The organism is Pseudomonas sp. ATCC 43928 (assembly GCF_005938665.2).
Classification (GTDB): Bacteria; Pseudomonadota; Gammaproteobacteria; order Pseudomonadales; family Pseudomonadaceae; genus Aquipseudomonas.
Map to the genome: position 1 here is coordinate 5,469,530 of NZ_CP041753.1, position 24,260 is coordinate 5,493,789.

Genomic DNA, 24,260 nt, shown 5'->3' on the forward strand with positions numbered 1-24,260 from the left:
CGTGAAACGCGAAAGGCCCCGTGAACTCACATTCACGGGGCCTTTCGGTTGTTACCGACGATCAGTCAGAGCGGGATCACTCCCACTCAATCGTCGCTGGCGGCTTGCTCGACACGTCGTAAGTAACGCGGGAGATGCCTTCGATTTCATTGATAATCCGGCCGCTGACGGTTTCCAGCAGTTCGTAAGGCAGGTGTGCCCAACGCGCGGTCATGAAGTCGATGGTTTCCACGGCACGCAGGGCAACGACCCAGGCGTAACGACGGCCATCGCCGACAACGCCAACCGATTTCACCGGCTGGAACACTACGAACGCCTGGCTGACCTTGTGGTACCAGTCGGCCTTGCGCAGTTCTTCGATGAAGATGTGGTCGGCGCGACGCAGCAGGTCGGCGTATTCCTTCTTCACTTCACCGAGGATCCGCACGCCCAGGCCCGGACCCGGGAACGGGTGACGGTAGACCATGTCGTACGGCAGGCCGAGTTCCAGGCCCAGACGACGGACTTCGTCCTTGAACAGTTCGCGCAGCGGCTCAACCAGCTTGAGGTTCATTTCTTCCGGCAGGCCGCCCACGTTGTGGTGCGACTTGATCACGTGCGCCTTGCCGCTTTTCGCGCCAGCCGACTCGATCACGTCCGGGTAGATGGTGCCCTGGGCCAGGTACTTGATGTTGTCCAGCTTGCAGGATTCGGCATCGAACACGTCGATGAAGGTACGGCCGATGATCTTGCGCTTCTTCTCTGGATCGGACTCGCCAGCCAAGTTGTTGAGGAACTGGTCCTCGGCGTTGGCGCGGATCACTTTGACGCCCATGTTCTCGGCGAACATGGCCATCACTTGCTCGCCTTCGTGCAGACGCAGCAGGCCGTTGTCGACGAACACGCAGGTCAGCTGATCGCCAATGGCCTTGTGCAGCAGCGCGGCAACCACCGAGGAGTCCACGCCGCCGGACAGGCCGAGCAGTACGTTGTCGGTGCCAACCTGGGCACGGACCTGGGCGATGGCGTCTTCGGCAATCTTCGACGGCGTCCACAGGGCTTCACAGCCACAGATGTCGAGGATGAAGCGCGACAGGATGCGACCGCCCTGCTTGGTGTGGGTCACTTCCGGGTGGAACTGCACGCCGTAGTAGGCACGGTCATCGTTGAACATGCCGGCAATCGGGCAGCTCGGGGTGCTGGCCAGGATGTGGAAGTCTTCCGGCATCTTGGTGACCTTGTCACCGTGGCTCATCCATACGTCGAGGCCGAACAGGCCATCAGCGTCGATATGGTCTTCGATGCCGTCGAGCAGGCGGCTCTTGCCGACTACGTCGACACGGGCGTAACCGAACTCACGCAGGTCGGAACCTTCAACCTTGCCGCCCAGTTGCTCGGCCATGGTCTGCATGCCATAGCAGATACCGAAGACTGGCACGCCCAGGTCAAACACCGCTTGCGGGCAGCGAGGGCTGTCGGCTTCGTGCACGGACTCGGGGCCGCCGGCGAGGATCACACCTTTTGGAGCGAATTCGCGAATGGCTTCCTCGTCCATGTCGAACGGATGCAGTTCGCAGTAAACGCCGATTTCACGCACGCGGCGGGCGATCAGTTGGGTGTACTGGGAACCGAAGTCGAGGATCAGGATGCGGTGAGCGTGAATGTCGAGGGCCATGATTCAGTCTCGTCTAAGTAATTCAGAAACAGTCGTGATTCAGAAACAACTCGGGGCTGAATAGAACAGCCCCGGTTGCTTAACGATTTGCTTGAAGCCTCAACCTACGCGGTAGTTTGGCGCTTCTTTGGTGATCTGTACGTCGTGGACGTGGGACTCGGCCATGCCAGCACCGGTGATCCGCACGAACTCAGGCTTGGTGCGCATTTCTTCGATGTCGGCGCTACCGGTGTAGCCCATCGAGGAACGCAGGCCGCCCATCAGTTGATGGATGATGGCGCTCAGGGTGCCCTTGTAAGGAACACGCCCTTCGATACCTTCCGGAACCAGCTTCTCGGCACCCGCGGAGGAGTCCTGGAAGTAACGGTCGGAGGAACCTTGAGCCTGGGACATGGCGCCCAGCGAACCCATGCCGCGATAAGCCTTGTACGAACGGCCCTGGAACAGTTCGATCTCGCCTGGCGCTTCTTCAGTACCGGCGAACATCGAGCCCATCATCACGCAGGAGGCACCGGCCACGATGGCCTTGGACAGGTCACCGGAGAAACGGATGCCGCCGTCGGCGATCAACGGAACACCGGTGCCTTCAAGGGCAGCGGCGACGTTGGCGATGGCACTGATTTGCGGGACGCCGACACCGGCGACGATACGGGTGGTGCAGATCGAGCCTGGGCCGATACCGACCTTGACTGCGTCAGCGCCGGCTTCGGCCAGGGCCTTGGCGGCAGCGCCGGTGGCGATGTTGCCGCCGATGACCTGCACTTCAGGGAAGTTCTGCTTGACCCAGCGAACGCGGTCGATCACACCTTTGGAGTGACCGTGGGCAGTGTCGACCACCACCACGTCAACACCGGCATGGACCAGGGCAGCTACGCGGTCACCGGTGTCTTTGCCGGTGCCGACTGCTGCGCCAACACGCAGACGACCTTGATCGTCCTTGCTGGCCAGCGGGTAAGCCTTGGCTTTTTCGATGTCGTTGACGGTCATCATGCCTTTGAGGGCGAATTTGTCGTCGACGATCAGCACGCGCTCGATACGGTGCTTGTGCAGCAATTCACGCACATCGTTCTTGTTGGCGCCTTCCTTGACCGTGACCAGACGCTCTTTAGGCGTCATCACTTCACGGACGCTGACGTCCATGCGGTTTTCGAAACGCACGTCACGGGAAGTGACGATGCCGACCAGGTCGCCATCGTGCAGTACCGGAACGCCGGAGATGTTGTGCAGGCGGGTCAGTTCGAACAGTTCACGCACCGTGGCATCGGCCTCGATGGTGATCGGGTCCTTGACCACACCGGCTTCGTAACGCTTGACCTTGCGCACTTCGGCAGCTTGCTGCTCGATGGTCATGTTCTTGTGGATGATGCCGATGCCACCTTCCTGAGCCATGGCGATTGCCAGACGGGCTTCAGTAACGGTGTCCATAGCGGCGGAAACCAGTGGAATATTCAGCTCGATGCCACGGGTAAGGCGGGTCTTGAGACTGACTTCGTTAGGAAGCACCTCGGAATAACCGGGCACTAGGAGAATGTCGTCGAATGTCAGAGCTTCTTGGCTGATACGCAGCATCGCGGGGGCTCCCGAGCGGGAAAATGGAAGCGCGCCATTATAGTCAGACACCCCCTCGGGTTCAATGTAAAACTCTGTCTATTATTGGCATTACTGACATACGGAGAAACATTGTCCCCCATAGGGGACCAACGCCGGCATTTAGAGTTCGACTTTGACCCAACTCACGGGCTGATCCAGCCAATCGGCAAACTCATCGATAAAGTCCTGCTTGAACCCGGCCTCGAGCCAATTGTTGAAGATGAACCCCAGGTTGGAAAAGCCGCATTCCTGCAAAAACAGAAAGCCGTTGATGTCGTCTTCATGCCCGCACTCAGGGCAGGTGAAGTTATCGGTGCGCCCCGGCATCCAGTCTTCCAGGCTTTCGAACAGCGCTTCGCCGATCTCCTTGCGGCACTCGGCGCAGCCGGCTTCTTCGAGGAAACCCTTGGCCGGTGTATAGATGCAACGCTTGGTGATGACCTCCAGCCCATTGATCGGCTCGCCGAACGGCAGCGCTTCAGGATGCAGGACCACGGCGCGGGCGCCGTCGGCGATGGCGTGGGCCATGTGATTGCCGGTGCGGCCACAGGTGGTCAGCTCTTCTTTAATAATGTTCTTGCGCACCAGCCACCGCACGACCGCCCGGGCCCGGGGTTCGTGTACCGGCAGTGTGGAGATTTTCGGGACGATGATGCTTTGCGAATTCATGGTGCAAGCCTACTGCGTCAAAGGGATGTTGCTGCGGTGCGCCGATTGTCAGGGCGGCCGGCAGCTTAATCCCTGACGAAATCTGGTCAAGTGCTCAAATAACGCCCGATCAAGGCAATCCCGCTGGCCAGCACCAGCCAGGTCACCAACCGCACGAAAGCCTCGCGGGACAACTTCATGATCAATCGCCGACCGATCCACAGCCCCAGCGCCATCGCCGGCAACAAACACAGCGCCAATACCAACAAGGGTAGCTCGGCATACACACCGGCGACGGCAAACAGGCTCAAACGCACCACGGTGCTGCAACTGATCAACGCACTCTGGGTGGCCCGAGCCTCGTCCTTGGGTAACCGACTGTTCAAATAGATCGCATATAGAAAGCCGCCACTGCCAAACAGCGCCCCGAACATCCCGCCCACCGTGCCCATCGGCACCGCCCACCCGGCGGATAATCGTGTCGGACGGGTTTTGATCCACAGGCTGTAAATCGCATAGGCGCTGATAAACAGCCCCATCAACAGCAGCAACACATCGGATTTCAGGTTCAGCAGAAAAATCACCCCCAACGTGCAACCCACCGCCATGCACGGCAGCAGTCGCAGCAATTCGGACCGCTCTACATCTCGACGCGAGGGCAGCAGATTGCCGAACGCGGCGACGAAATCCAGCAGCACCAACAGCGGCACGATTTTCGACAGTGGCATGAACAGAATCAGAATCGGCCCCGCCACCAGCGCGGTGCCAAAACCGGCAATGCCGAACACGATGTAGGCCAGGGCAACACCCAATCCGATCACCAACCAATCCACCACACCCCACGGCCATTGGCTCAACAACTCCAGCACATTCATCGACACGGCTTCCTTTTATTCCTGTGATGACTTTAGCCAGCGCCGGGCGTTGCGACTAATATCTTCAAAATCGATCACCCATCTCAAAAAGGCATACCTGGTGCTTTCAACCCGCCAATTGCGTTACTTCGTGGAAATCGCCGAGAGCGGCAGCTTCAGCGCAGCGGCCGAACGACTGTTTATTGCTCAGTCAGCCTTGAGCCGGCAGATCAAGGACATGGAAACCCGCCTGCAAACGCCACTGTTCGAACGAACCGCCCGCCAGCCCCGCCTGACGGCAGCGGGTGAAGCCTTTTTGCCTCGGGCCAGAAACCTGCTGAACGAACTGACCAAGGCCAGCGAAATGGCCACTCAAGTGGGCACCGGTCAACTGGGCGTCTTGCGCCTGAGCCATTCCAGCACCGTGCCCATGAGTGGTCGACTGCTGCGCGGCATCAGCGTTTATCTGGATCTGCATGCCGGGGTGTCGATGGACATCGTCAAGCTGTCCTCGGAAGCACAACTGGAAGAATTGGCCGAAGGTCGCCTGGATGTGGGTCTGTTGCGCCTGCCGGTGCTGCGCCAGCGTGAAGGGGTGCAGATTGTTCCGCTGTACAGCGAGCGTCTGTTGTTGGCAGTGCCGCCGAATCATCGGCTGGCTGTGGAAAAGTCCGCACACGGCATCGATCTGGCACAGTTGAAGGATGAAGCGTTTATTTCCATCCCTCATCCACAGCGCGGCGGTCTGAGCTATCTGTCTGCCGAGTTGTGCATGCGCCAAGGGTTCTTTCCCCGGGCGGCTCGGGTGGTGTCACGCAAAACCACGCAACTTCAATTGATCCAGGCCGGGTTCGGCATCGCGCTGTTACCGGAATCGATGCAGGACATTGCGCCGCCGGACATCCATTTTCTCCCCTTGGCCGACCCGGATTGCCACAGCACCGTCGCCCTCGCCTGCCGGCAAGATCCCACCGCGCTGGTTCAGCAATTCGTTGAACACTTCACCCGGCTGCCGTAGCAAACCTGTGGGGAGCGACCTGTGGCGAGGGGGCTCCCACAGGGGATTTTCGCCGGATCATGGAGATTGATCGCCGAATGCCTTTAAACTGCGCCCCATGATTAAAGATCCCTTTGCAAGACTCGGCCTGGACCGGGAAGTCCTGACTGTCAGCCAGCTCAACGGCCGCGCGCGGGTGTTGCTCGAAGACGTGTTCAGCAACATCTGGGTCGAAGGCGAAATCTCCAACCTCGCCCGCCCGGCGTCCGGCCATGTGTACTTCACCCTCAAGGACAGCGGCGCCCAGGTGCGTTGCGCACTGTTCCGGCAGAACGCCGCGCGGGTTCGCCAGGCGCTGAAGGATGGCCTGGCGGTCAAGGTTCGTGGCAAGGTTTCGCTGTTTGAAGGCCGTGGTGACTACCAACTGATTCTCGACACCGTGGAGCCGGCTGGTGACGGCGCCCTGCGTCTGGCCTTCGATGCTTTGAAGGAAAAACTCAGCGCAGAAGGCCTGTTCAGTGCCGAACGCAAAGTGCCGCTGCCGGCGCACCCGCAACGCATCGGCATCATCAGTTCACCCACCGGCGCGGTGATCCGCGACATCATCAGTGTGTTCCGCCGCCGTGCGCCGCAGGTGCAACTGACGCTGATCCCTACCGCCGTACAAGGTCGCGAAGCCACTGCGCAAATTGTCCGCGCGCTGAAACTGGCGGACGCCCGTGGTTTCGATGCGCTGATCCTGGCCCGTGGCGGCGGCTCGCTGGAAGACCTCTGGTGTTTCAACGAAGAAGCCGTGGCCCGCGCCGTGGACGCCTGTGTGACGCCAATCGTAAGCGCCGTCGGCCATGAAACCGACGTATCGATCAGTGACTTCGTCGCCGACGTTCGCGCGCCGACGCCGTCCGCCGCCGCCGAACTGCTGGCGCCTGACTCCAGCGATCTGGTGCGTCGGGTCGAAAGCCTGCACCGACGACTGGTGATGCGCATGCGTGACCGCTTGATGCGCGATCGGCTGCGTCTGGAAGGCATCTCTCGGCGCTTGCGCCATCCCGGCGAACGCCTGCGTCAGCAAGCGCAACGCCTGGATGATCTGGACATGCGCCTGCGCCGCGCTTTCGAACGTAGCCTCAACACCCGTCGCGAGCGCTTGATCCGCCTGGAAACCCGCCTCGCCGGGCAACATCCCGGGCGACAACTGGCGATGCTTCGCCAGCGCCTCGACAGCCTCGCCGAGCGCCTGCCCCGGGCCATGCGCGAAGGGCTTAAATCCCGTCGCCTGCAACTGCAAAGTCAGATGCAGACGCTGCATGTGGTCAGCCCGTTGGCGACCCTCGCTCGTGGCTACAGCATTCTGCTGGACGAGCGCGGCAACGCGATCCGCAGCGCCGCGCAAACCCACACCGGCCAGCGCCTGAAAGCCAAACTCGGCGATGGCGAACTGCAAGTGCGGGTCGAAGACAATCACCTGACGCCTGTCACCCTCTCTTTACTGGATTGATCCATGCCGCGCTTTTTTGCTCCATTGCTGTTGCTGTGCCTGACCTTCAACGCCCACGCCGACAGTTACATCACCCGCCTGTTGAACAAACCGGTGCCGGGCGGCGTGGCAGTGGTTGATCTGGGCAGCTCCGCCCAGGCGCCGAAAGCCAGTTATCAAGGCAAACCCGTATTGGTGGTCAAAGAGCAGAACAACTGGCTGGCCATCGTCGGCGTGCCGCTGACGGTCAAACCGGGCAGCCAGTCGCTGAGCAGCGGTGGTCGCAACCTGAGCTTCACCGTCGGCAACAAGAAATACCCGGAACAGCACATCACCCTGAAGAATACGCAGCAGGTCAATCCGAACCCGGCGAATCTCAAGCGCATCGAGGGCGAGTTGGCCGAGCAGATCCAGGCTTACCGCAGCTTCAGCCCGAATACCCCGAGCAACCTGTTGCTGGACAAACCAGTCGATGGGCCGCTGTCGAGCAAGTTCGGCGTGCGCCGCTTTTTCAATGGCGAAGAGCGCAATCCCCATGCGGGCCTCGACTTTGCCGTACCCGCCGGCACGCCGATCAAAACCCCGGCCGCCGGCAAGGTAATCCTGATCGGGAATTACTTCTTCAACGGCAATACGGTGTTCGTCGACCACGGCCAGGGCTTTATCAGCATGTTCTGCCACATGTCGAAGATCGACGTGAAAGTCGGCCAGCAACTGGCGCGTGGTGAGGTGGTCGGGAAAGTCGGCTCAACTGGCCGCGCGACCGGGCCGCATATGCACTGGAACGTCAGCTTGAACGATGCGCGGGTGGACCCGGCGATTTTCATTGGTGCGTTTCAGCCATAAGCAGTGGTTGAGGCAGATGGCCTCTTCGCGGGCGAGCCCGCGAAGACGGCCTGAGCATCACCGAAACCCACAGGTCAACCGAACACTCTCAACCCACTCAACCCCTCTTCTATCGATTGCGCATGGCTGAGACACTGCGCAAGCGACAAAACGATCCTGCTTCTTACGAGCAATAAAATCTCGCAAAAACCCGCTTTTCGAGTATTCCTCTCAAAGTTTTTCGACTGCTTGCCATCCTTTCCCCCCGCGGTTAGGGTTGAAGGCATGAAAACCTCTCACACCCTCATTCAGCTCCGCCAGCACCGCAGCCTGTGCCTCGTCAGTGCACGACTGCCAGGCTGAATCGCGGTGCCTCGTCTGATGCTTTACCAGAACATTTGATCCACCGGCAGGCCGCCTTTTTTCGGCCCACACAATAAGGATTTTCCAATGAGCATGCTCAAAGACCCGTCTTCGAAATACCGCGCGTTCCCGACCATCAACCTGCCGGATCGCACCTGGCCATCGAAGACCATCACTGCAGCGCCGATCTGGTGCAGCTCGGACCTTCGTGACGGCAACCAGTCGTTGATCGAGCCAATGGACGCGGTCAAGAAGCTGCGTTTCTGGAAGACCCTGGTGCAAGTCGGTGTGAAAGAAATCGAAGCCTCGTTCCCGGCTGCTTCGCAAACCGACTTCGACTTCGTGCGTACCCTGATCGAAGGCGGCCACATCCCGGACGACACCACCATTCAGGTGCTGACCCAGGGCCGTGAAGACTTGATCGCGCGCACGTTTGAATCCCTGCGCGGTGCCAAGAAGGCCATCGTTCACCTGTACAACGCGACCTCCCCTTCCTTCCGCCGCATTGTCTTCAACCAGGACAAGGACGGGATCAAGGCCATCGCCGTGAACGCCGCCAAGCTGTTCGTCAAATATGCCGCCCAGCAGCCGGACACCGAGTGGACCTTCGAATACTCCCCAGAAACCTTCAGCGCCACCGAACTGGAATTCGCCAAGGAAGTCTGCGACGCGGTGATCGAGGTGTGGAACCCGACGCCTGAGCACAAGGTGATCCTCAACCTGCCCGCCACCGTCGAATGCGCGACCCCGAACATCTATGCCGACCAGATCGAATGGTTCGGTCGTCACATCAACCGTCGTGACAGCGTGATCATCAGCCTGCACACCCACAACGACCGTGGCACCGGCGTCGCCGCCACCGAGCTGGGCCTGATGGCCGGCGCCGACCGTGTCGAAGGCTGCCTGTTCGGCAACGGCGAGCGTACCGGTAACGTCGATCTCGTCACCGTGGCATTGAACCTCTACACCCAGGGCGTCAACCCTGAGCTGGATTTCTCCGACATCGATGGCGTGCGCAAAGTCGTCGAAGAGTGCAACCAGATTGCGGTGCACCCACGTCACCCGTACGTCGGCGACCTGGTTCACACCGCGTTCTCCGGCTCGCACCAGGATGCAATCCGCAAGGGCTTCGCCCAGCAGCAACCGGACGCCCTGTGGGAAGTGCCGTACCTGCCGATCGACCCGGCCGACATTGGCCGTAGCTACGAGGCGGTGATTCGCGTCAACAGCCAGTCGGGCAAGGGCGGTATCGCTTATCTGCTGGAACAGGAATACGGCATCAGCTTGCCGCGCCGCATGCAAATCGAGTTCAGCCAGGTCGTGCAGCGTGAAACCGATCGCCTCGGCCTGGAGATGACCGCCCAGCAGATCCACGCGCTGCTGCACAGCGAGTACTTGCAGGCCAACACCCCTTACGCGCTGGTCAGCCATCGCCTGCAGGAAGAAAACGGACACAGCGCCGTGGAAGTCGAAGTTTCCAGCAAAGGTCAGGGCGAAACCAACCTGCACTGGCGCGGCAAGGGCAACGGTGCCCTGGAAGCACTGGTGGCCGGCCTGCCGATCCCGGTGGAAATCATGGACTACAACGAACACGCCATCGGCGCGGGCACCAATGCCAAGGCCGCGGCCTACATTGAACTGCGGGTGAACGGTGAGCGTGCGGTGCATGGCGTCGGCATCGACGAAAACATCACCACTGCCAGCTTCAAGGCCCTGTTCAGCGCACTGAACCGCTCCCTGAGCCAGCCGGAAGCGAAAGCGGCGTAAGCTTCGCTGCAAATGCAAAAGGCCCCGGGGTGAAAACCTCGGGGCCTTTTTTGTTGCTCAACGATCGGTCAGGTGAACTCGAAGGTATCCGCATCCAGATTCGCCGGGAACCGTGTGCGATACGCCGCCAGTTCCGCCGCGTCCAGTACGACCTTGAACACACCATCGGCATCACCTGCACCGAGCAGCGTCTCGCCCTGAAAATCCAGGACCTGACTGTCACCGGTATACGCAAAGCCTTTGCCATCGGTACCGATACGGTTCACCGCCGCCACATAGCAGAGGTTTTCGATCGCCCGTGCCGGCAGCAATCGGTTCCAGTGCTGACGCCGTGCGCCCGGCCAGTTGGCGGTGTACAGCAGCAAGTCAGTGTCTTGCGGATCGCGACTCCAGACCGGGAAGCGCAGGTCGTAGCAAATCAGCGGCCGCACTCGCCAACCCTTCAACTCGAACTGCACCTGACGCTCGCCCGGGGTGTAGTGATTGTTCTCCCCGGCCATGCGGAACAGGTGACGCTTGTCGTAGTGCCACACCTCCCCGTCCGGCCGTGCCCACAACAGACGATTGCGATGGCTACCGTCAGCCGCCTGGACGATGATGCTGCCGGTCACCACCGCGCCCAGCTTCGCCGCCTGAGCCCGCATCCATTTACTGGTGGCGCCATTTTCCGGCTCGGCGAGGGTTTCCGATTCCATGGAGAAACCGGTGGTGAACATCTCCGGCAGGATGATCAGGTCCGCACCGCGAGCCTGTTCCAGCAACGGCTCGAAATGCTCCAGATTGGCCTGACGATCGTGCCAGGCCAAGGTGGTCTGGATCAGCGCAAGATTCAGATTGGGCAGAGTACTCAGATCAGGCATAGTTTTGCCGCTGCTTCACGCAGGGTCTCCTCGCGCTTGGCAAAGCACAGACGCACCAGGCGCTGGCCTTCAGGTGGAGTCTGGTAGAACACCGAGATCGGAATGCTCGCGACGCCATGCTCGCGGGTCATCCACAGCGCCATCTCTACATCATTGAGGTCCGGGCGAATCTGCGAGTAATCGACCAACTGGAAATAAGTACCGGCCACGCGGGTAAAACTGAAGCGCGATGGCGTCAGCAGATCGCAGAACAGATCGCGCTTGGCCTGATAGAAGCCTGGCAGCTCTTCGACGTGTTCCGGGTGCTCGGCCATGTAATCGGCCAACGCGTACTGCAACGGCGTCACGCCACAGAAACTGACGTACTGGTGCACCTTGCGCAGCTCCGCGCTAAGGGCCGGCGGCGCCACGACATAACCGGTTTTCCAACCAGTGACGTGGTACGTCTTGCCGAACGAACTGACCACGAAAGCGCGCTGATACAGCTCTTCATGGGCCAATACGCTGGCGTGAGACACACCGTCGAACACCAGGTGTTCATAGACTTCGTCGCTGATCACATAGATGTCGCGGTCGCGGATCAACGCCGCCAGCTGATCCAGCTCGGCACGGCTGATCAGCGCACCGCTTGGGTTGTGCGGGGTATTGAGGATGATCATCCGCGTGCGCGGGCTCAGGGCTTCGGCGAGCTTCTGGAAGTCGATGGCGAAGTCCTTCAGGCCGAGTTGCACATGCACACAGCGACCACCGGCCAGCTCGACCGAGGGCTCGTAGCTGTCGTAGCACGGATCGAACACGATCACTTCATCGCCGCCGTGGATCACCGCCTGAATCGCGCAGAAGATCGCCTGGGTCGCGCCGGGGGTGACCGTCACTTCGCTGTCGGCATCAACATGCGCGCCGTAGCTGCGAGCGATCTTCGCCGCGATCTGCTGACGCAACGCCGGTAAGCCGGTCATCGGCGAATACTGGTTGTGGCCACTGGCGATATGCCGACCGACTGCATCGCGCAGGGCCTGCGGGCCGTCGAAATCGGGAAAACCCTGGGACAGGTTGATCGCCCCGGTTTGCGTCGCGAGCTGAGACATCTGCGTGAAAATAGTGATGCCGACATTCGGCAGCTTACTGGTGATCATCGGTGATTCCCTGGGCTACACCCGGCTCTAACGGCGGCACGGGAGAGCCCGAGGATAGCCCAAACGACGCCCACAAAAAAAGGGCGCCAACCGGCACCCTTCTTCTAATGTACACCGCATAACTTGTGGCGAGGGAGCTTGTCGGAACGCCGCACCGTCCCGCTCGGCTGCGCAGCAGTCGCAAATCAACCGATGCGTTCCAACTGAACGATCTCGGTTGCAGATACTGGGGCCGCTTCGCGGTCCAGCGGGAGCAAGCTCCCTCGCCACAACAAGCCCTCACAAAAAGAGTGAGGCCTTGAATCAGCGCTTATCGCGGCGCTTCTTGTCGGCCTTTTTGTGGTGCGACATCAAACGACGCTTCTTGTTGACCTGACGGTCGGTGAGCGAGTTCTTGTTGCCTTCGTACGGGTTCTCGCCGCCCTTGAACTCGATGCGGATCGGCGTACCGACCAGCTTGAGCACACGACGGTAAGTGTTTTCCAGGTAACGGACGTAAGACTTCGGCACCTTCTCGATCTGGTTACCGTGGATCACGATGATCGGCGGGTTCGCACCACCCAAGTGGGCATAACGCAGCTTGATCCGGCGGTTGTTGACCATCGGTGGCGCGTGCTCGCCGACCGCATCTTCCAGAATCTGGGTCAGGCGGTTGGTCGGCCAGCGGGTGACCGCGGACTTGAACGAGTTCTGTACCGACGCGTAGAGATTACCTACGCCAGTGCCGTGCAGGGCCGAGATGAAGTGGATGTCGGCGAAGTCGACGAAGAACAGTCGACGTTGCAGCTCGACCTTCACGAAGTCGCGCTCGCTCGGCGTCATGCCGTCCCACTTGTTGATCGCGATCACCAGCGCACGACCGGCTTCAAGGGCAAAGCCCAGCAGGTTGAGGTCGTGGTCCACCACGCCTTCGCGGGCGTCCATCACGAAGATCACCACGTTGGCGTCTTTGATCGCCTGCAGGGTTTTGACCACGGAGAACTTTTCGACTTCTTCGTGAATCTTGCCGCGCTTGCGCACACCAGCGGTGTCGATCAGCGTGTACTTCTCATCGTTACGCTCAAACGGGATGTAGATACTGTCGCGGGTAGTACCGGGCTGGTCATACACGATCACCCGGTCTTCACCGAGCATGCGGTTGACCAGGGTCGACTTGCCGACGTTCGGACGACCGATGATGGCGATCTTGATACCGTCTTTTTCGCTTGGGCCAGGAATGCGCTTGGCTTCCTCACCTTCGGCAACGATCTCTTCCTCTTCGCCTTCTTGCGGTTCTTCTTCGTCTTTCGGGAAGTCGCTCAGGGCGATTTCCAGCATCTGGGTGATGCCACGACCATGGGCACCGGCGATCGGGATCGCGTGGCCCATGCCCAACGGGGCGAATTCGGCGCGGGCCATTTCAGGGTCGATGTTGTCGACCTTGTTGGCGACCACGTAGGAACGCTTGTTACGCTTGCGCAAGTGCTCGGCGATCATCTGGTCGGCGGCGGTAAAACCGGCCTTGGCATCTACCAGGAACAGAACGACATCCGCTTCTTCAATGGCCAGCAGCGACTGCTCGGCCATTTTTTCGTCCATACCGTGCTCGTCACCGGAGATACCGCCAGTGTCGACCAGAATGTAGGAACGCCCTTGCCACTTGGCCTCACCGTATTGGCGATCACGGGTCAGACCGGACAAGTCGCCGACGATGGCGTCGCGAGTCCTGGTCAGGCGGTTGAACAAGGTGGACTTGCCGACGTTCGGTCGGCCCACCAGGGCGATTACGGGAACCATGCGGCTCTCCACTTCGTTATTTCAGAAAATACAAAAGCCGCTGCGAGGCAGCGGCTGGTGCTCGGGGCAGCGCTTGAAAGCGCTGCGAGCCTTGCAGAACAAGGCCGCTTGGGGGTTAAACCCCAAGCATAGTCTTTACTTGATGGTCAGGGCTTCCAGTTTGCCGCTGTTGCCATACACATAAATCGTGTCACCCACCACCAGCGGACGTGCACGCAGGCCGTCGCTGTCGATGCGCTCGCGGCCGACGAAACGACCGTCCACCTGACTCAGCAGGTGCAGGTAACCTTCCAGGTCACCGACTGCAACGTAGCTGGAGAACACTTCCGGAGCCGACAGTTGACGGCGGGCCAGTGAATCGTTGCTCCACAATGCAGTGGTGGAACGCTCGTCGACGCCTTCAACAGTGCCCGAAGACAGGCTCACATAGACGCTGCCAAAACCCTGGGCGACGCCGGCATAGCTGGAAGCATCACGCTGCCAGAGCTGACGACCGCTTTCCAGGTCCAGTGCCGCGACGCGACCCTGGTAGCTGGCGACATACAGTGTACCGCCGGACAGCAGCAAGCCACCGTCGATATCGACCACACGCTCCAGCTCCGAACGACCTTGTGGAATCGCTACACGCTGTTCCCAAACCGGCACGCCGTTGGACACATCAAGAGCAACCACTTTACCGGTCGACAGGCCAGCCACCGCGAGGCGGTTGGTGACGATCGGTGCGCTGGTGCCGCGCAGGGTCAGGACCGCTGGCGTGCTGTCATACAACCAGCGCTGGTTGCCGGTAGAGGCATCCAGACCGATCAGACGGTCATCCTGGGTCTGAACCACAACAACGTCACCGTTGGTGGCCGGTGGTGCGAGAACTTCGCTGGTCACGCGAGCGCGCCATTTCTCTTCACCGCTGCTGGCATCCAGGGCAACGATTTCACCCTTGAGCGTGCCGATCATGACCAGACCGTAACCCACGCCAACGGCGCCGGAGACAGGCAGTTTGAGATCTTTCTTCCACTTGACGTCGCCATTGCTGCGATCCATCGCCATCACCACACCGGTGACGTCGGCGGCATAGATGGTATCGCCATCGATCGCCGGAACCAGCATGTTGTAGGTTTCGCCCTGACCGTTACCGATCGAACGACTCCACTGCTTGTGCAGAACCACTTCTTCCTTGAAGTCGGTCAGCTCGGCCGGTGGCAACTCTTTTTTGCTGTTGCTGCTGCAACCCGCGGCCAGAATGGCCAGAGCCAGCAATGCTGCATGTTTCCAACGGATCACGTCACGCATCCCCTTTGGCCAGGTCGTCCAGCTTGATTTGTAGGCCACCGACCGCCGCTTCATCCGACAGTGCCGCCTTGGCTTTTTGATACGCTGCGTTCGCTTCGTCGGTACGACCCAGTTGCACCAGCAAGTCGCCCTTGAGTTCTTCGCGAGTGGCCAGGAAGGCCTTGTCGGCATCGCCTTCGAGCAGTTTCAGGGCTTCATCGACCTTGTTCTGCGCGGCCAGCACCTGCGCCAGGCGCTGACGGGCGATTTCACCCAGAGCCGGGTTGGCCGGTTTGTCGACAATGGCTTTCAGCTCGCTGGCTGCGTCGTCCAGCTTGCCGCTGTCGACCGCGACTTTCGCCACGAACAGGCTGCCGTATTGCGCGTAGGCAGTGCCGCCGAACTCGCTGTTGAGCTTGCCGGCCAGATCCGAAACACGTGCAGCATCAGGCTTGCCGTCAGGCGTCAGCGTGGTTTCCAGCAATTGCTGGTAGAGAATCGAGGCGCCTTGCGACTGATTGCTCTGATACTTCTGAAAGGCCTGCCAGCCGAACACGATGACCAGCGCCAACAGGCCGCCAGTAACCAGGGGCTTGCCGTTGCGTGTCCACCACTCCTTCAACTCCGCCACATGTTCGTCTTCGGTACTCGACACCCCAATACTCCTTAATCGCTAAATCGGCTGTTTGACAGCTTCAACCCTGCACGACGCAGGTGGCCAGGTGTGCAGCAAGCGCATCCCAGGCAATGCTTTGTTGTTCGCCCTGGCCACGCAGGGGTTTGAAACCTACCACTTGCTGGGCCATTTCGTCGTCACCGAGGATCAATGCGTACAGCGCACCGCTCTTGTCGGCTTTCTTGAACTGGCTTTTGAAGCTGCCGCCCCCGGCATTGATTTGCAGGCGCAGGTTGGGCAGTTGATCACGAACACGCTCGCTCAGGGTCAGACCGGCCAGCTCGGCGGCTTCACCGAAGGCGCAGAGGTAGACGTCAACCTGACGGGAGATCTCTTCGGGGATCTGCTCCAGAGTTTCAAGCAGCAGCACCAGACGCTCGATGCCCATGGCGAAACCGACGCCCGGGGTCGGCTTGCCGCCCATCTGCTCCACCAGACCGTCGTAACGACCACCGGCACATACCGTGCCCTGGGCGCCCAATTGGTCGGTGACCCATTCGAATACGGTCTTGCTGTAGTAATCCAGCCCGCGAACCAGCTTCGGGTTGATCACATAAGGAATGCCGGCGGCGTCCAGGCGAGCCTTGAGGCCCTCGAAGTGCACGCGGGATTCTTCGTCGAGGTAGTCGGCCATTTTCGGCGCGTCGGCCAGCACCGCTTGAGTGTCGGCGTTCTTGGTATCCAGGACCCGCAGCGGGTTGGTCTTCAGACGGCGCTGGCTGTCTTCGTCCAGTTGATCCAGGCGAGCGGTCAGGTACTCGACCAGTGCTTCGCGATAACGACCACGGGATTCGGCAGTGCCCAGGCTGTTGAGTTCGAGCTTGACCGCATCGCGGATACCCAGCTCGCCCCACAGGCGCCAGGTCAGCACGATCAGCTCGGCGTCGATGTCCGGACCGTCGAGGTTGAAGACTTCACAACCAATCTGGTGGAACTGGCGATAACGGCCTTTCTGCGGACGTTCGTGGCGGAACATCGGGCCGATGTACCAGAGTTTCTGCACCTGGCCGCCGCCGGTAATGCCGTGTTCGAGCACCGCACGCACGCAGGCCGCTGTGCCTTCAGGGCGCAGGGTCAGGGAATCGCCGTTGCGGTCTTCGAAGGTGTACATCTCTTTTTCGACGATGTCGGTCACTTCACCGATGGAGCGCTTGAACAGCTCGGTGAACTCGACGATCGGCATGCGGATCTGCTTGTAACCGTAGTTATCCAGCAAACGCGAAACGGTGCCCTCGAAATGACGCCACAGGGGAGTCTGTTCGGGCAGGATGTCGTTCATGCCACGAATGGCTTGCAGAGACTTGCTCACTTTAAATCCTTAAATTCGTTCGGCTCTTCAGTCAGGCTCAGCCGCGAGCGATTACAGCCGCGTCGGCTTCGACCTTTTCGGCCGCTTTCTGGCGGATCAAGCGTTCAAGCTCATCCACCAGATTGTCATTCGTCAGTTTCTGCGACGGCTTGCCGTCGATGTAAATCAGGTTTGGCGTGCCGCCGGTCAAGCCGATATGGGCTTCCTTGGCTTCGCCCGGCCCGTTGACCACGCAACCGATTACCGCGACATCCAGCGGCACCAGCAAGTCTTCGAGGCGACCTTCCAGCTCGTTCATGGTTTTGACCACATCGAAGTTCTGCCGCGAGCAGCTCGGGCAGGCGATGAAGTTGATGCCACGGGAACGCAGGTGCAGGGATTTGAGAATGTCGTAGCCGACTTTCACTTCCTCGACCGGGTCGGCCGCCAACGAGATGCGAATAGTATCGCCAATCCCTTCGGCGAGCAGCATACCGAGGCCCACGGCGGATTTCACTGTGCCTGAACGCAAACCACCGGCTTCGGTGATGCCCAGGTGCAACGGCTGGACGATTTCCTTGGCCAGCAAGCGGTAGGCTTCAACGGCCATGAACACGTCGGAAGCTTTTACGCTGACCTTGAAGTCCTGGAAATTCAGGCGTTCGAGGTGTTCGACGTGACGCAGGGCGGACTCGACCAGCGCAGCCGGAGTCGGCTCGCCATATTTCTTTTGCAGGTCTTTTTCCAGGGAACCGGCGTTCACGCCGATACGGATTGGAATCCCGCGATCACGGGCGGCATCGACCACCGCACGTACGCGGTCTTCACGACCGATGTTGCCTGGGTTGATGCGCAGGCAATCGACGCCCAGTTCGGCTACGCGCAGAGCGATCCTGTAGTCGAAGTGGATGTCAGCCACCAACGGCACCTTGACCAGTTGCTTGATCTTGCCGAAGGCTTCGGCGGCGTCCATGTCCGGCACCGAAACCCGAACGATATCGACGCCGGCGGCTTCCAGACGATTGATCTGGGCCACGGTGGCGGCCACGTCATTGGTGTCGCTGTTGGTCATGCTCTGCACAGCGATGGGCGCATCGCCGCCAACAGGCACGTTACCGACCCAGATTTTCCGGGATTCGCGACGCTTGATTGGAGATTCGCCGTGCATGACTTATTGACCTAACTTCAGGCGAGCAGTCTCGCCACTGGTGAACGGAGCGACATCAACCACCTGCCCGTTGTAGCTGACCTGCGCGCCACGGGCAAAGCCCAGACGCACGGCAAAGGGCGGCTTGCCGCTGACGGAAACACTTTCGCCTTTACGCTTGAGACCACTCAACAACACTTTACCCGTGCCGTCGGTCACTTGAGTCCAGCAATCGGCGCTGAATTGCAGTTGAACCTGGCCCTGGCCCGCAACCGGAGCTGCTGGAGCAGCAGCTGCAACGGCCGGCGCAATCGGAGCCGTCGCAACCGCTGCCGGTACAGCGGCAACAACTGGCGCTGCCGGTGTCGCGACAACCGGAGCAGTATTGTGGGCCGGAGCCGCAGGTGTTGCTACCGGGGCTGCTGGAGCGGGTGTTGGCGCCGGCGCGCTTGCTTCGGCGTTGGCAGGCTCCTCCGCCTGCGGCAACGCCAGAGGCGTTTCACCTTCAGACTCACCTTGCGCAACCGCCTGGTCTTCCGGCTCGTCCAGCGGATGGATCTGGGTGGTGCCATCGGCGCCTTCGACTTCAACGTGTTCCGGAGCCAGGCTGACCAGGTCCTTGGTGCGCGATGAGGTTTGATCCTGCCACCAGACAAAACCACCACCAATCACCGCGATCAGCAACAGCAGGCTGACAATTCGCAAAATGGTGTGGGAAACCCGAACCGGCTCTTCGATACGCCCCAGGCTGTGGACGTTGCTGCCCTGGGAGTCGGTGCCGGTGGATTGGTCGAACTGCTGAACCAGAACAGCCTGGTCCATGCCCAGCAATTTGGCGTACGCGCGAATATAGCCACGAGCAAAGGTGTGGCCAGGCAGCTTGTCAAAAGCGCCGGCTTCCAGATTACTCAGGGAATTGACGGTGAGGTTGAGCTTGAGGGCCACTTCGGCCAGCGACCAGCCATTGCTTTCGCGGGCCTGGCGCAAAGTCTCACCGGGGTTAACGCGATTCGCTGCTACAACTTCGGGATGCGCCGCTTTCATCATTGCTCCGACAGGTATTGCTGATATTCCGGCGTACCGGGATAGAGTCGTTTTAATTGCAGGCCATAACTGGCGGCCTTGTCGCGATCTTCAAACACTTTTGCCAGCCGAACGCCGAGCAATAGACTACGTGCATTTTGCTCGGTGAGCAGGCTAAAACGATCGTAATAGTCACGCGCGGGCACATAATGCCTGTCTTCGAATGACAACTCAGCCATTTCCAGCAAGGCACGTGGCTGTTGGCGGTTCAAACGCAGGGCTTTTTCCAGTTGCTGGCGAGCCAGGTCACGCTGGCCCAGCTTTGAAGCGGTCATGCCGAGGTTCTCGAAAACCCGCGAACGCTCAGGATACAGAGTATCGGCGGCCGCCTGTTCAAAGCGCTCGTACGCCTCTTTGTAACGTTTTTCTTCGAACAGAAAACTGCCGTAGTTGTTCAGGATTCGCGCATCGGCGGGACGGGAAGACAGCGCCTTGCGAAAATGCTGATCGGCCAGTTCCGGCTCCATCTCGGCCTGGAACACCAGCCCCAAGGCCGCGTTGGCGTCAGCATCCGAGTCATCCAGTTCCAACGCCTTCTTCAGCGGGACCTTGGCGCGCTCGGTCATGCCCTGCTGCAAGTACCCCAGGCCCAGCTGCACGTAGGCGGCACGCGCTTCATCACGGCCCTTGCTGGTCTTCATCGGGTTGAAATCGCCCGACAGGACACAACCAGCACACAGGCTGGCCAACAGCACAAGCAGCGCGAAGCGCAGGGACATAGAGATCCTCTCTTAATTATTGTTCGCAGCGTTTTGCGGCATATCGTTGTCGGCGCTCAACTCACGCACGGCGATATAACGTTCGCTGCGACGGGTGCGATCCAGCACCTGCCCTACCAATTGGCCACACGCGGCATCGATGTCTTCACCGCGAGTGGTACGCACGGTGACGTTGAAGCCTGCATGGTGAAGCTGATCCTGGAAACGGCGAATCGCATTGTTGCTCGGACGCTCGTAACCGGAGTGCGGGAACGGGTTGAACGGAATCAGGTTGATCTTGCACGGAACATTCTTGAGCAACTCGATCATTTCGACCGCGTGTTCGACCTTGTCATTGATGTCCTTGAGCAAGGTGTACTCGATGGTCAGTACGCGCTTTTCGCCCAGGGACGACATGTAGCGCTGACACGATTCCAGCAGCATCTTAAGCGGATACTTCTTGTTGATCGGCACCAATTGGTTACGCAATGCGTCATTTGGTGCGTGCAGGGACAACGCCAGGGAAACATCGATGTGCTTGGACAGCTCATCGATCATCGGCACCACACCCGAAGTCGACAGGGTTACGCGGCGCTTGGAGATGCCATAGCCCAGGTCATCCATCATCAGATGCATGGCGGCCACGACGTTGTCGAAGTTCAGCAGCGGCTCACCCATGCCCATCATCACCACGTTGGTGATGGCACGGTCGACGGTTGCCGGGACGCTGCCAAAGGATTTGTTGGCAATCCACACCTGGCCGATGACTTCCGCGGCGGTGAGGTTGCTATTGAAACCTTGCTTGCCGGTGGAGCAGAAACTGCAGTCCAGGGCACAGCCTGCCTGGGACGAAACGCACAAGGTGCCGCGTTTGCCCTGGGGAATGTAAACGGTCTCGACGCAGCTGCCGGACGCCACGCGCACCACCCACTTACGGGTACCGTCGCTGGAGATGTCCTCGCTGACCACTTCCGGACCACGAATTTCAGCAACAGCCTTGAGCTTTTCGCGCAAGGCCTTGCTGACGTTCGTCATGGCGTCGAAATCATCGACGCCAAAGTGGTGAATCCATTTCATTACCTGACCGGCACGGAAACGCTTCTCCCCGATCGAGTCGAAGAATTTTTCCATTTCCTGTTGAGTCAGACCCAGCAGGTTGGTTTTTACAGTCGATGTAGTCATGGATTCACCTTCACTCTTAAGCCGATGCTTAGCGAGTGGTTACTTCAGTAGCTGCGAAGAAGTACGAGATTTCGCGAGCAGCAGCGGCTTCGGAGTCCGAACCGTGTACGGCGTTGGCGTCGATGGAATCAGCGAAGTCAGCGCGGATGGTGCCAGGAGCAGCTTCTTTAGGGTTGGTAGCGCCCATCAGCTCACGGTTCAGAGCGATAGCGTTTTCGCCTTCCAGAACCTGAACGACAACCGGACCGGAAATCATGAAAGCAACCAGGTCGTTGAAGAAACCACGAGCGCTGTGCTCAGCGTAGAAGCCTTCAGCTTCGGCTTTGGACAGTTGCTTCAGTTTCGAAGCTACAACGCGCAGGCCTGCTTTTTCGAAACGAGTGGTGATCTCGCCGATAACATTTTTAGCAACAGCGTCAGGCTTGATGATGGAGAAAGTACGTTGAACAGCCATGGTGTAACTCCAGAAACGGTAATTTGCGAAAAATTAAACCCGCGAATTATACGCGGGTTCTTTGGTATTGCCTAACTGCGTACGGTGCAGACTCAGTCTGCTTCTTCGATCCAGGCGGCCTGAATGGCTTCAAGCACCTTCTCGCCACCGCGTGTCGGATCATCACTGAACTCCGGCAATGCCAGCACCCACTGGTGCAGATCGACGAAGTTCACGTAACGCGGGTCCACATCCGGCTTTGACTCAGCCAGCTGGATCGCGATTTCCAGCACATCAACCCATTTCAGGCTCATGAAAGTTCCTTGAATCAGTGCGGCGCTTCGGCGGCATGGTTGAGCGAGTATTTCGGAATTTCGACGGTCAGGTCTTCAGTCCCGACTTTTGCCTGACAGGCCAGACGCGACTGGGCTTCCAGCCCCCAAGCCTTATCAAGATAGTCTTCCTCCAGCTCATCAGCCTCTTCCAGCGAGTCGAAACCCTCACGAATGATGCAGTGACAAGTGGTGCACGCGCAGACGCCGCCGCAAGCGCTTTCCATCTCGATATGGTGTTCATGGGCCAGCTCGAGAATGGATATGCCAGGCTCAGCCTCCACAACCATGCCTTCCGGACAGAACTTCTCGTGTGGCAGAAAAATGACCTGCGGCATCAATTATTCCTCGATTTCATTCAGATTGCGCCCCGCCAGAGCGGCTTTCACCGTCGAGTCCAGGCGGCGGGCAGCAAAGGCATCGGTCACTTGCGACAGACGCTTGGTCTGCTGCTCAATGGCGTAACCATCGGTGCCTTTCATCAATTCGGTCAGTTCCTGCATCTGCAATTCGATGACCATGCGCTCTTCGGCGTCGAGCAAGCGTTCGCCGTCGACATCCAGAGCACCCTGCACTGCTTCGATCAGGCGCTGGGCATCGACCTGCTGTTCACGCAATACGCGGGCAACCTTGTCGTCATTGGCGTGCTGGAACGAATCCTTGAGCATTTTGGCGATTTCGCCGTCGGTCAGGCCGTAGGACGGTTTGACCTGAATGCTGGCTTCGACACCCGAACCCAATTCGCGGGCCGAGACACTGAGCAGACCGTCGGCATCGACCTGGAAGGTCACGCGAATTTTCGCCGCACCAGCAACCATCGCTGGAATACCGCGCAATTCGAAGCGTGCCAGGGAGCGGCAGTCGCTGATCAACTCACGCTCGCCCTGCAATACGTGGATCGCCATGGCCGACTGGCCGTCTTTATAAGTGGTGAAGTCCTGGGCCCGGGCGACAGGGATGGTGGTGTTGCGCGGAATCACCTTCTCCATCAGGCCGCCCATGGTTTCCAGCCCCAGGGACAACGGAATCACGTCGAGCAACAACAGTTCGCCGCCGTCACGCTTATTGCCAGCCAGGGTATCGGCCTGGATCGCGGCACCGATGGCCACGACTTGGTCCGGGTCGATTTCGGTCAGCGGTTCGCGACCGAAGGCTTGCGCAACGGCTTCGCGAACGCGCGGTACGCGAGTCGAGCCGCCGACCATGACCACCGCATGAACGTCTTCCAGCTCAATGCCGGAATCACGCACCGCGCGACGACAGGCTTTCAGGCTGCGGGCAACCATCGGCTCGATCAGCGCATTGAACGCTTCACGGGTCAGCCCCGCCTTCCAGTCGCCATATGCGACTTCGACGGACGAGGCACTGGTCAGGGCTTCTTTGGCCGCACACGCGGTTTGCAGCAGATTGCGCTGCTCGCCCGGATCGAGGTCGGCCGACAGACCGGCACTCTCGATGATCCAGCCAGCAATGGCGTGATCGAAGTCATCGCCACCCAACGCGCTGTCGCCACCGGTAGCCAGCACTTCAAACACACCGCCGGTCAGACGCAGAATCGAAATATCGAAGGTGCCACCGCCCAGGTCATAAATGGCAACCAGGCCTTCAGCCTGTTGATCCAGACCGTAAGCCACCGCAGCAGCGGTCGGTTCATTGAGCAAGCGCAGCACGTTCAGGCCGGCCAGCTTGGCCGCATCCTTGGTGGCTTGACGCTGAGCATCATCGAAATAGGCCGGAACGGTGATCACTGCGCCGACCAGTTCGCCACCCAAGGTCGCTTCGGCGCGCTGACGCAGCACCTTGAGGATATCGGCGGAGACTTCGACCGGGCTTTTCGGACCTTGCACCGTGTCGATGAACGGCATGTGCGACTCGCCGTCGACAAAACGGTACGGCAGCTGATCGCCCAATTGCTTGACGTCGGACAAACCACGTCCCATCAAGCGCTTGACCGACAGCACAGTGTTCAGAGGATCGGTAGCGGCAGCCAGTTTGGCCGATTCGCCGACTTCGACGCGATCGGCGTGATAGCGCACGGCAGACGGCAGGATAACCCGCCCTTGCGCATCGGCCAGAGGCTCGGAAAGACCACTGCGCAATGCAGCGACCAGCGAATTGGTAGTGCCCAAGTCGATCCCCACAGCCAGACGACGCTGGTGCGGTTGAGGACTTTGGCCGGGTTCGGCGATCTGCAGTAGGGCCATCGTG

General features: G+C 59.8%; 22 protein-coding genes. 4 read left to right on the forward strand and 18 right to left on the reverse strand.

Features of this window, described 5'->3' with window-relative positions:
• Positions 1–76 precede the first annotated feature (76 nt).
• The 4 genes from guaA to FFH90_RS25105 form a co-directional block, all read right to left on the reverse strand.
• On the reverse strand, positions 77–1,654 hold the full coding sequence (guaA, locus tag FFH90_RS25090; protein WP_018927049.1) for a glutamine-hydrolyzing GMP synthase: 1,578 nt from the start codon (positions 1,652–1,654) through the stop codon (positions 77–79).
• 99 nt (positions 1,655–1,753) lie between these two features.
• A complete protein-coding gene (gene guaB, locus FFH90_RS25095; RefSeq protein ID WP_018927050.1) occupies positions 1,754–3,223 on the reverse strand; it encodes an IMP dehydrogenase in 1,470 nt (489 codons plus the stop codon).
• Between the two features lie 141 nt (positions 3,224–3,364).
• A complete protein-coding gene (locus FFH90_RS25100; RefSeq protein WP_111454295.1) occupies positions 3,365–3,913 on the reverse strand; it encodes a sugar ABC transporter ATPase in 549 nt (182 codons plus the stop codon).
• 86 nt (positions 3,914–3,999) lie between these two features.
• A complete protein-coding gene (locus tag FFH90_RS25105) occupies positions 4,000–4,767 on the reverse strand; it encodes a sulfite exporter TauE/SafE family protein (protein WP_138866270.1) in 768 nt (255 codons plus the stop codon).
• Between the two features lie 100 nt (positions 4,768–4,867).
• On the opposite strand from FFH90_RS25105, the gene FFH90_RS25110 reads away from it, so the two are divergent.
• The 4 genes from FFH90_RS25110 to leuA all read left to right on the forward strand — a co-directional run bounded on the left by FFH90_RS25110 (position 4,868) and on the right by leuA (position 10,175).
• Positions 4,868–5,764 carry a LysR family transcriptional regulator gene (locus tag FFH90_RS25110; RefSeq protein ID WP_138866271.1) on the forward strand — a complete coding sequence of 299 codons (897 nt, stop codon included), beginning with the start codon at positions 4,868–4,870 and terminating at the stop codon, positions 5,762–5,764.
• A gap of 97 nt (positions 5,765–5,861) precedes the next feature.
• Positions 5,862–7,241: an exodeoxyribonuclease VII large subunit gene (gene xseA / locus FFH90_RS25115; protein ID WP_018927054.1), complete on the forward strand. Its 1,380-nt coding sequence runs from the start codon at positions 5,862–5,864 to the stop codon at positions 7,239–7,241.
• Positions 7,242–7,244: 3 nt separating this feature from the next.
• Positions 7,245–8,066 carry a peptidoglycan DD-metalloendopeptidase family protein gene (locus FFH90_RS25120; RefSeq protein WP_064620122.1) on the forward strand — a complete coding sequence of 274 codons (822 nt, stop codon included), beginning with the start codon at positions 7,245–7,247 and terminating at the stop codon, positions 8,064–8,066.
• A 429-nt stretch (positions 8,067–8,495) separates the two neighbouring features.
• The gene (gene leuA, locus FFH90_RS25135; protein WP_018927056.1) at positions 8,496–10,175 is read left to right on the forward strand and encodes a 2-isopropylmalate synthase; all 1,680 of its coding nucleotides are present in this window, start codon (positions 8,496–8,498) and stop codon (positions 10,173–10,175) included.
• Between the two features lie 68 nt (positions 10,176–10,243).
• On the opposite strand, the gene FFH90_RS25140 is transcribed toward leuA, so the two are convergent.
• From FFH90_RS25140 to hscA, 14 genes are all read right to left on the reverse strand, one after another.
• Entirely contained in the window at positions 10,244–11,035 is a 792-nt protein-coding gene (locus FFH90_RS25140) for an amidohydrolase (RefSeq protein ID WP_138866273.1), read from the reverse strand.
• Entirely contained in the window at positions 11,023–12,171 is a 1,149-nt protein-coding gene (locus FFH90_RS25145; protein ID WP_138866274.1) for a pyridoxal phosphate-dependent aminotransferase, read from the reverse strand. The genes FFH90_RS25140 and FFH90_RS25145 overlap by 13 nt, the downstream gene beginning before the upstream one ends.
• Before the next feature lie 303 nt (positions 12,172–12,474).
• Entirely contained in the window at positions 12,475–13,947 is a 1,473-nt protein-coding gene (der, locus tag FFH90_RS25150; RefSeq protein ID WP_018927059.1) for a ribosome biogenesis GTPase Der, read from the reverse strand.
• A gap of 135 nt (positions 13,948–14,082) precedes the next feature.
• The gene (gene bamB, locus FFH90_RS25155) at positions 14,083–15,234 is read right to left on the reverse strand and encodes an outer membrane protein assembly factor BamB (RefSeq protein WP_064620135.1); all 1,152 of its coding nucleotides are present in this window, start codon (positions 15,232–15,234) and stop codon (positions 14,083–14,085) included.
• Complete coding sequence (locus FFH90_RS25160) at positions 15,227–15,868, reverse strand: tetratricopeptide repeat protein (protein ID WP_018927061.1); 642 nt, start codon at positions 15,866–15,868, stop codon at positions 15,227–15,229. Before FFH90_RS25160 ends, bamB begins: the two co-directional genes overlap by 8 nt.
• 40 nt (positions 15,869–15,908) lie before the next feature.
• On the reverse strand, positions 15,909–17,198 hold the full coding sequence (gene hisS / locus FFH90_RS25165; RefSeq protein WP_018927062.1) for a histidine--tRNA ligase: 1,290 nt from the start codon (positions 17,196–17,198) through the stop codon (positions 15,909–15,911).
• 37 nt (positions 17,199–17,235) lie between these two features.
• Positions 17,236–18,345: a flavodoxin-dependent (E)-4-hydroxy-3-methylbut-2-enyl-diphosphate synthase gene (gene ispG / locus FFH90_RS25170; protein WP_003185136.1), complete on the reverse strand. Its 1,110-nt coding sequence runs from the start codon at positions 18,343–18,345 to the stop codon at positions 17,236–17,238.
• Positions 18,346–18,348: 3 nt separating this feature from the next.
• On the reverse strand, positions 18,349–19,368 hold the full coding sequence (locus FFH90_RS25175; RefSeq protein WP_111454300.1) for a RodZ family helix-turn-helix domain-containing protein: 1,020 nt from the start codon (positions 19,366–19,368) through the stop codon (positions 18,349–18,351).
• On the reverse strand, positions 19,368–20,126 hold the full coding sequence (gene pilW, locus FFH90_RS25180) for a type IV pilus biogenesis/stability protein PilW (protein WP_018927064.1): 759 nt from the start codon (positions 20,124–20,126) through the stop codon (positions 19,368–19,370). Before pilW ends, FFH90_RS25175 begins: the two co-directional genes overlap by 1 nt.
• A gap of 12 nt (positions 20,127–20,138) precedes the next feature.
• Positions 20,139–21,287: a 23S rRNA (adenine(2503)-C(2))-methyltransferase RlmN gene (gene rlmN / locus FFH90_RS25185; RefSeq protein WP_007941385.1), complete on the reverse strand. Its 1,149-nt coding sequence runs from the start codon at positions 21,285–21,287 to the stop codon at positions 20,139–20,141.
• A gap of 28 nt (positions 21,288–21,315) precedes the next feature.
• On the reverse strand, positions 21,316–21,741 hold the full coding sequence (ndk, locus tag FFH90_RS25190; protein WP_018927065.1) for a nucleoside-diphosphate kinase: 426 nt from the start codon (positions 21,739–21,741) through the stop codon (positions 21,316–21,318).
• Between the two features lie 92 nt (positions 21,742–21,833).
• Positions 21,834–22,034 (reverse strand): Fe-S cluster assembly protein IscX, encoded by a 201-nt coding sequence (gene iscX / locus FFH90_RS25195; protein WP_007941386.1) that lies wholly within the window; start codon positions 22,032–22,034, stop codon positions 21,834–21,836.
• A gap of 14 nt (positions 22,035–22,048) precedes the next feature.
• On the reverse strand, positions 22,049–22,390 hold the full coding sequence (gene fdx / locus FFH90_RS25200) for an ISC system 2Fe-2S type ferredoxin (RefSeq protein WP_018927066.1): 342 nt from the start codon (positions 22,388–22,390) through the stop codon (positions 22,049–22,051).
• Positions 22,391–22,393: 3 nt separating this feature from the next.
• Positions 22,394–24,256, reverse strand: a complete 1,863-nt coding sequence (gene hscA / locus FFH90_RS25205; protein ID WP_064620145.1) for a Fe-S protein assembly chaperone HscA — start codon at positions 24,254–24,256, stop codon at positions 22,394–22,396.
• Between the last annotated feature and the right edge of the window lie 4 nt (positions 24,257–24,260).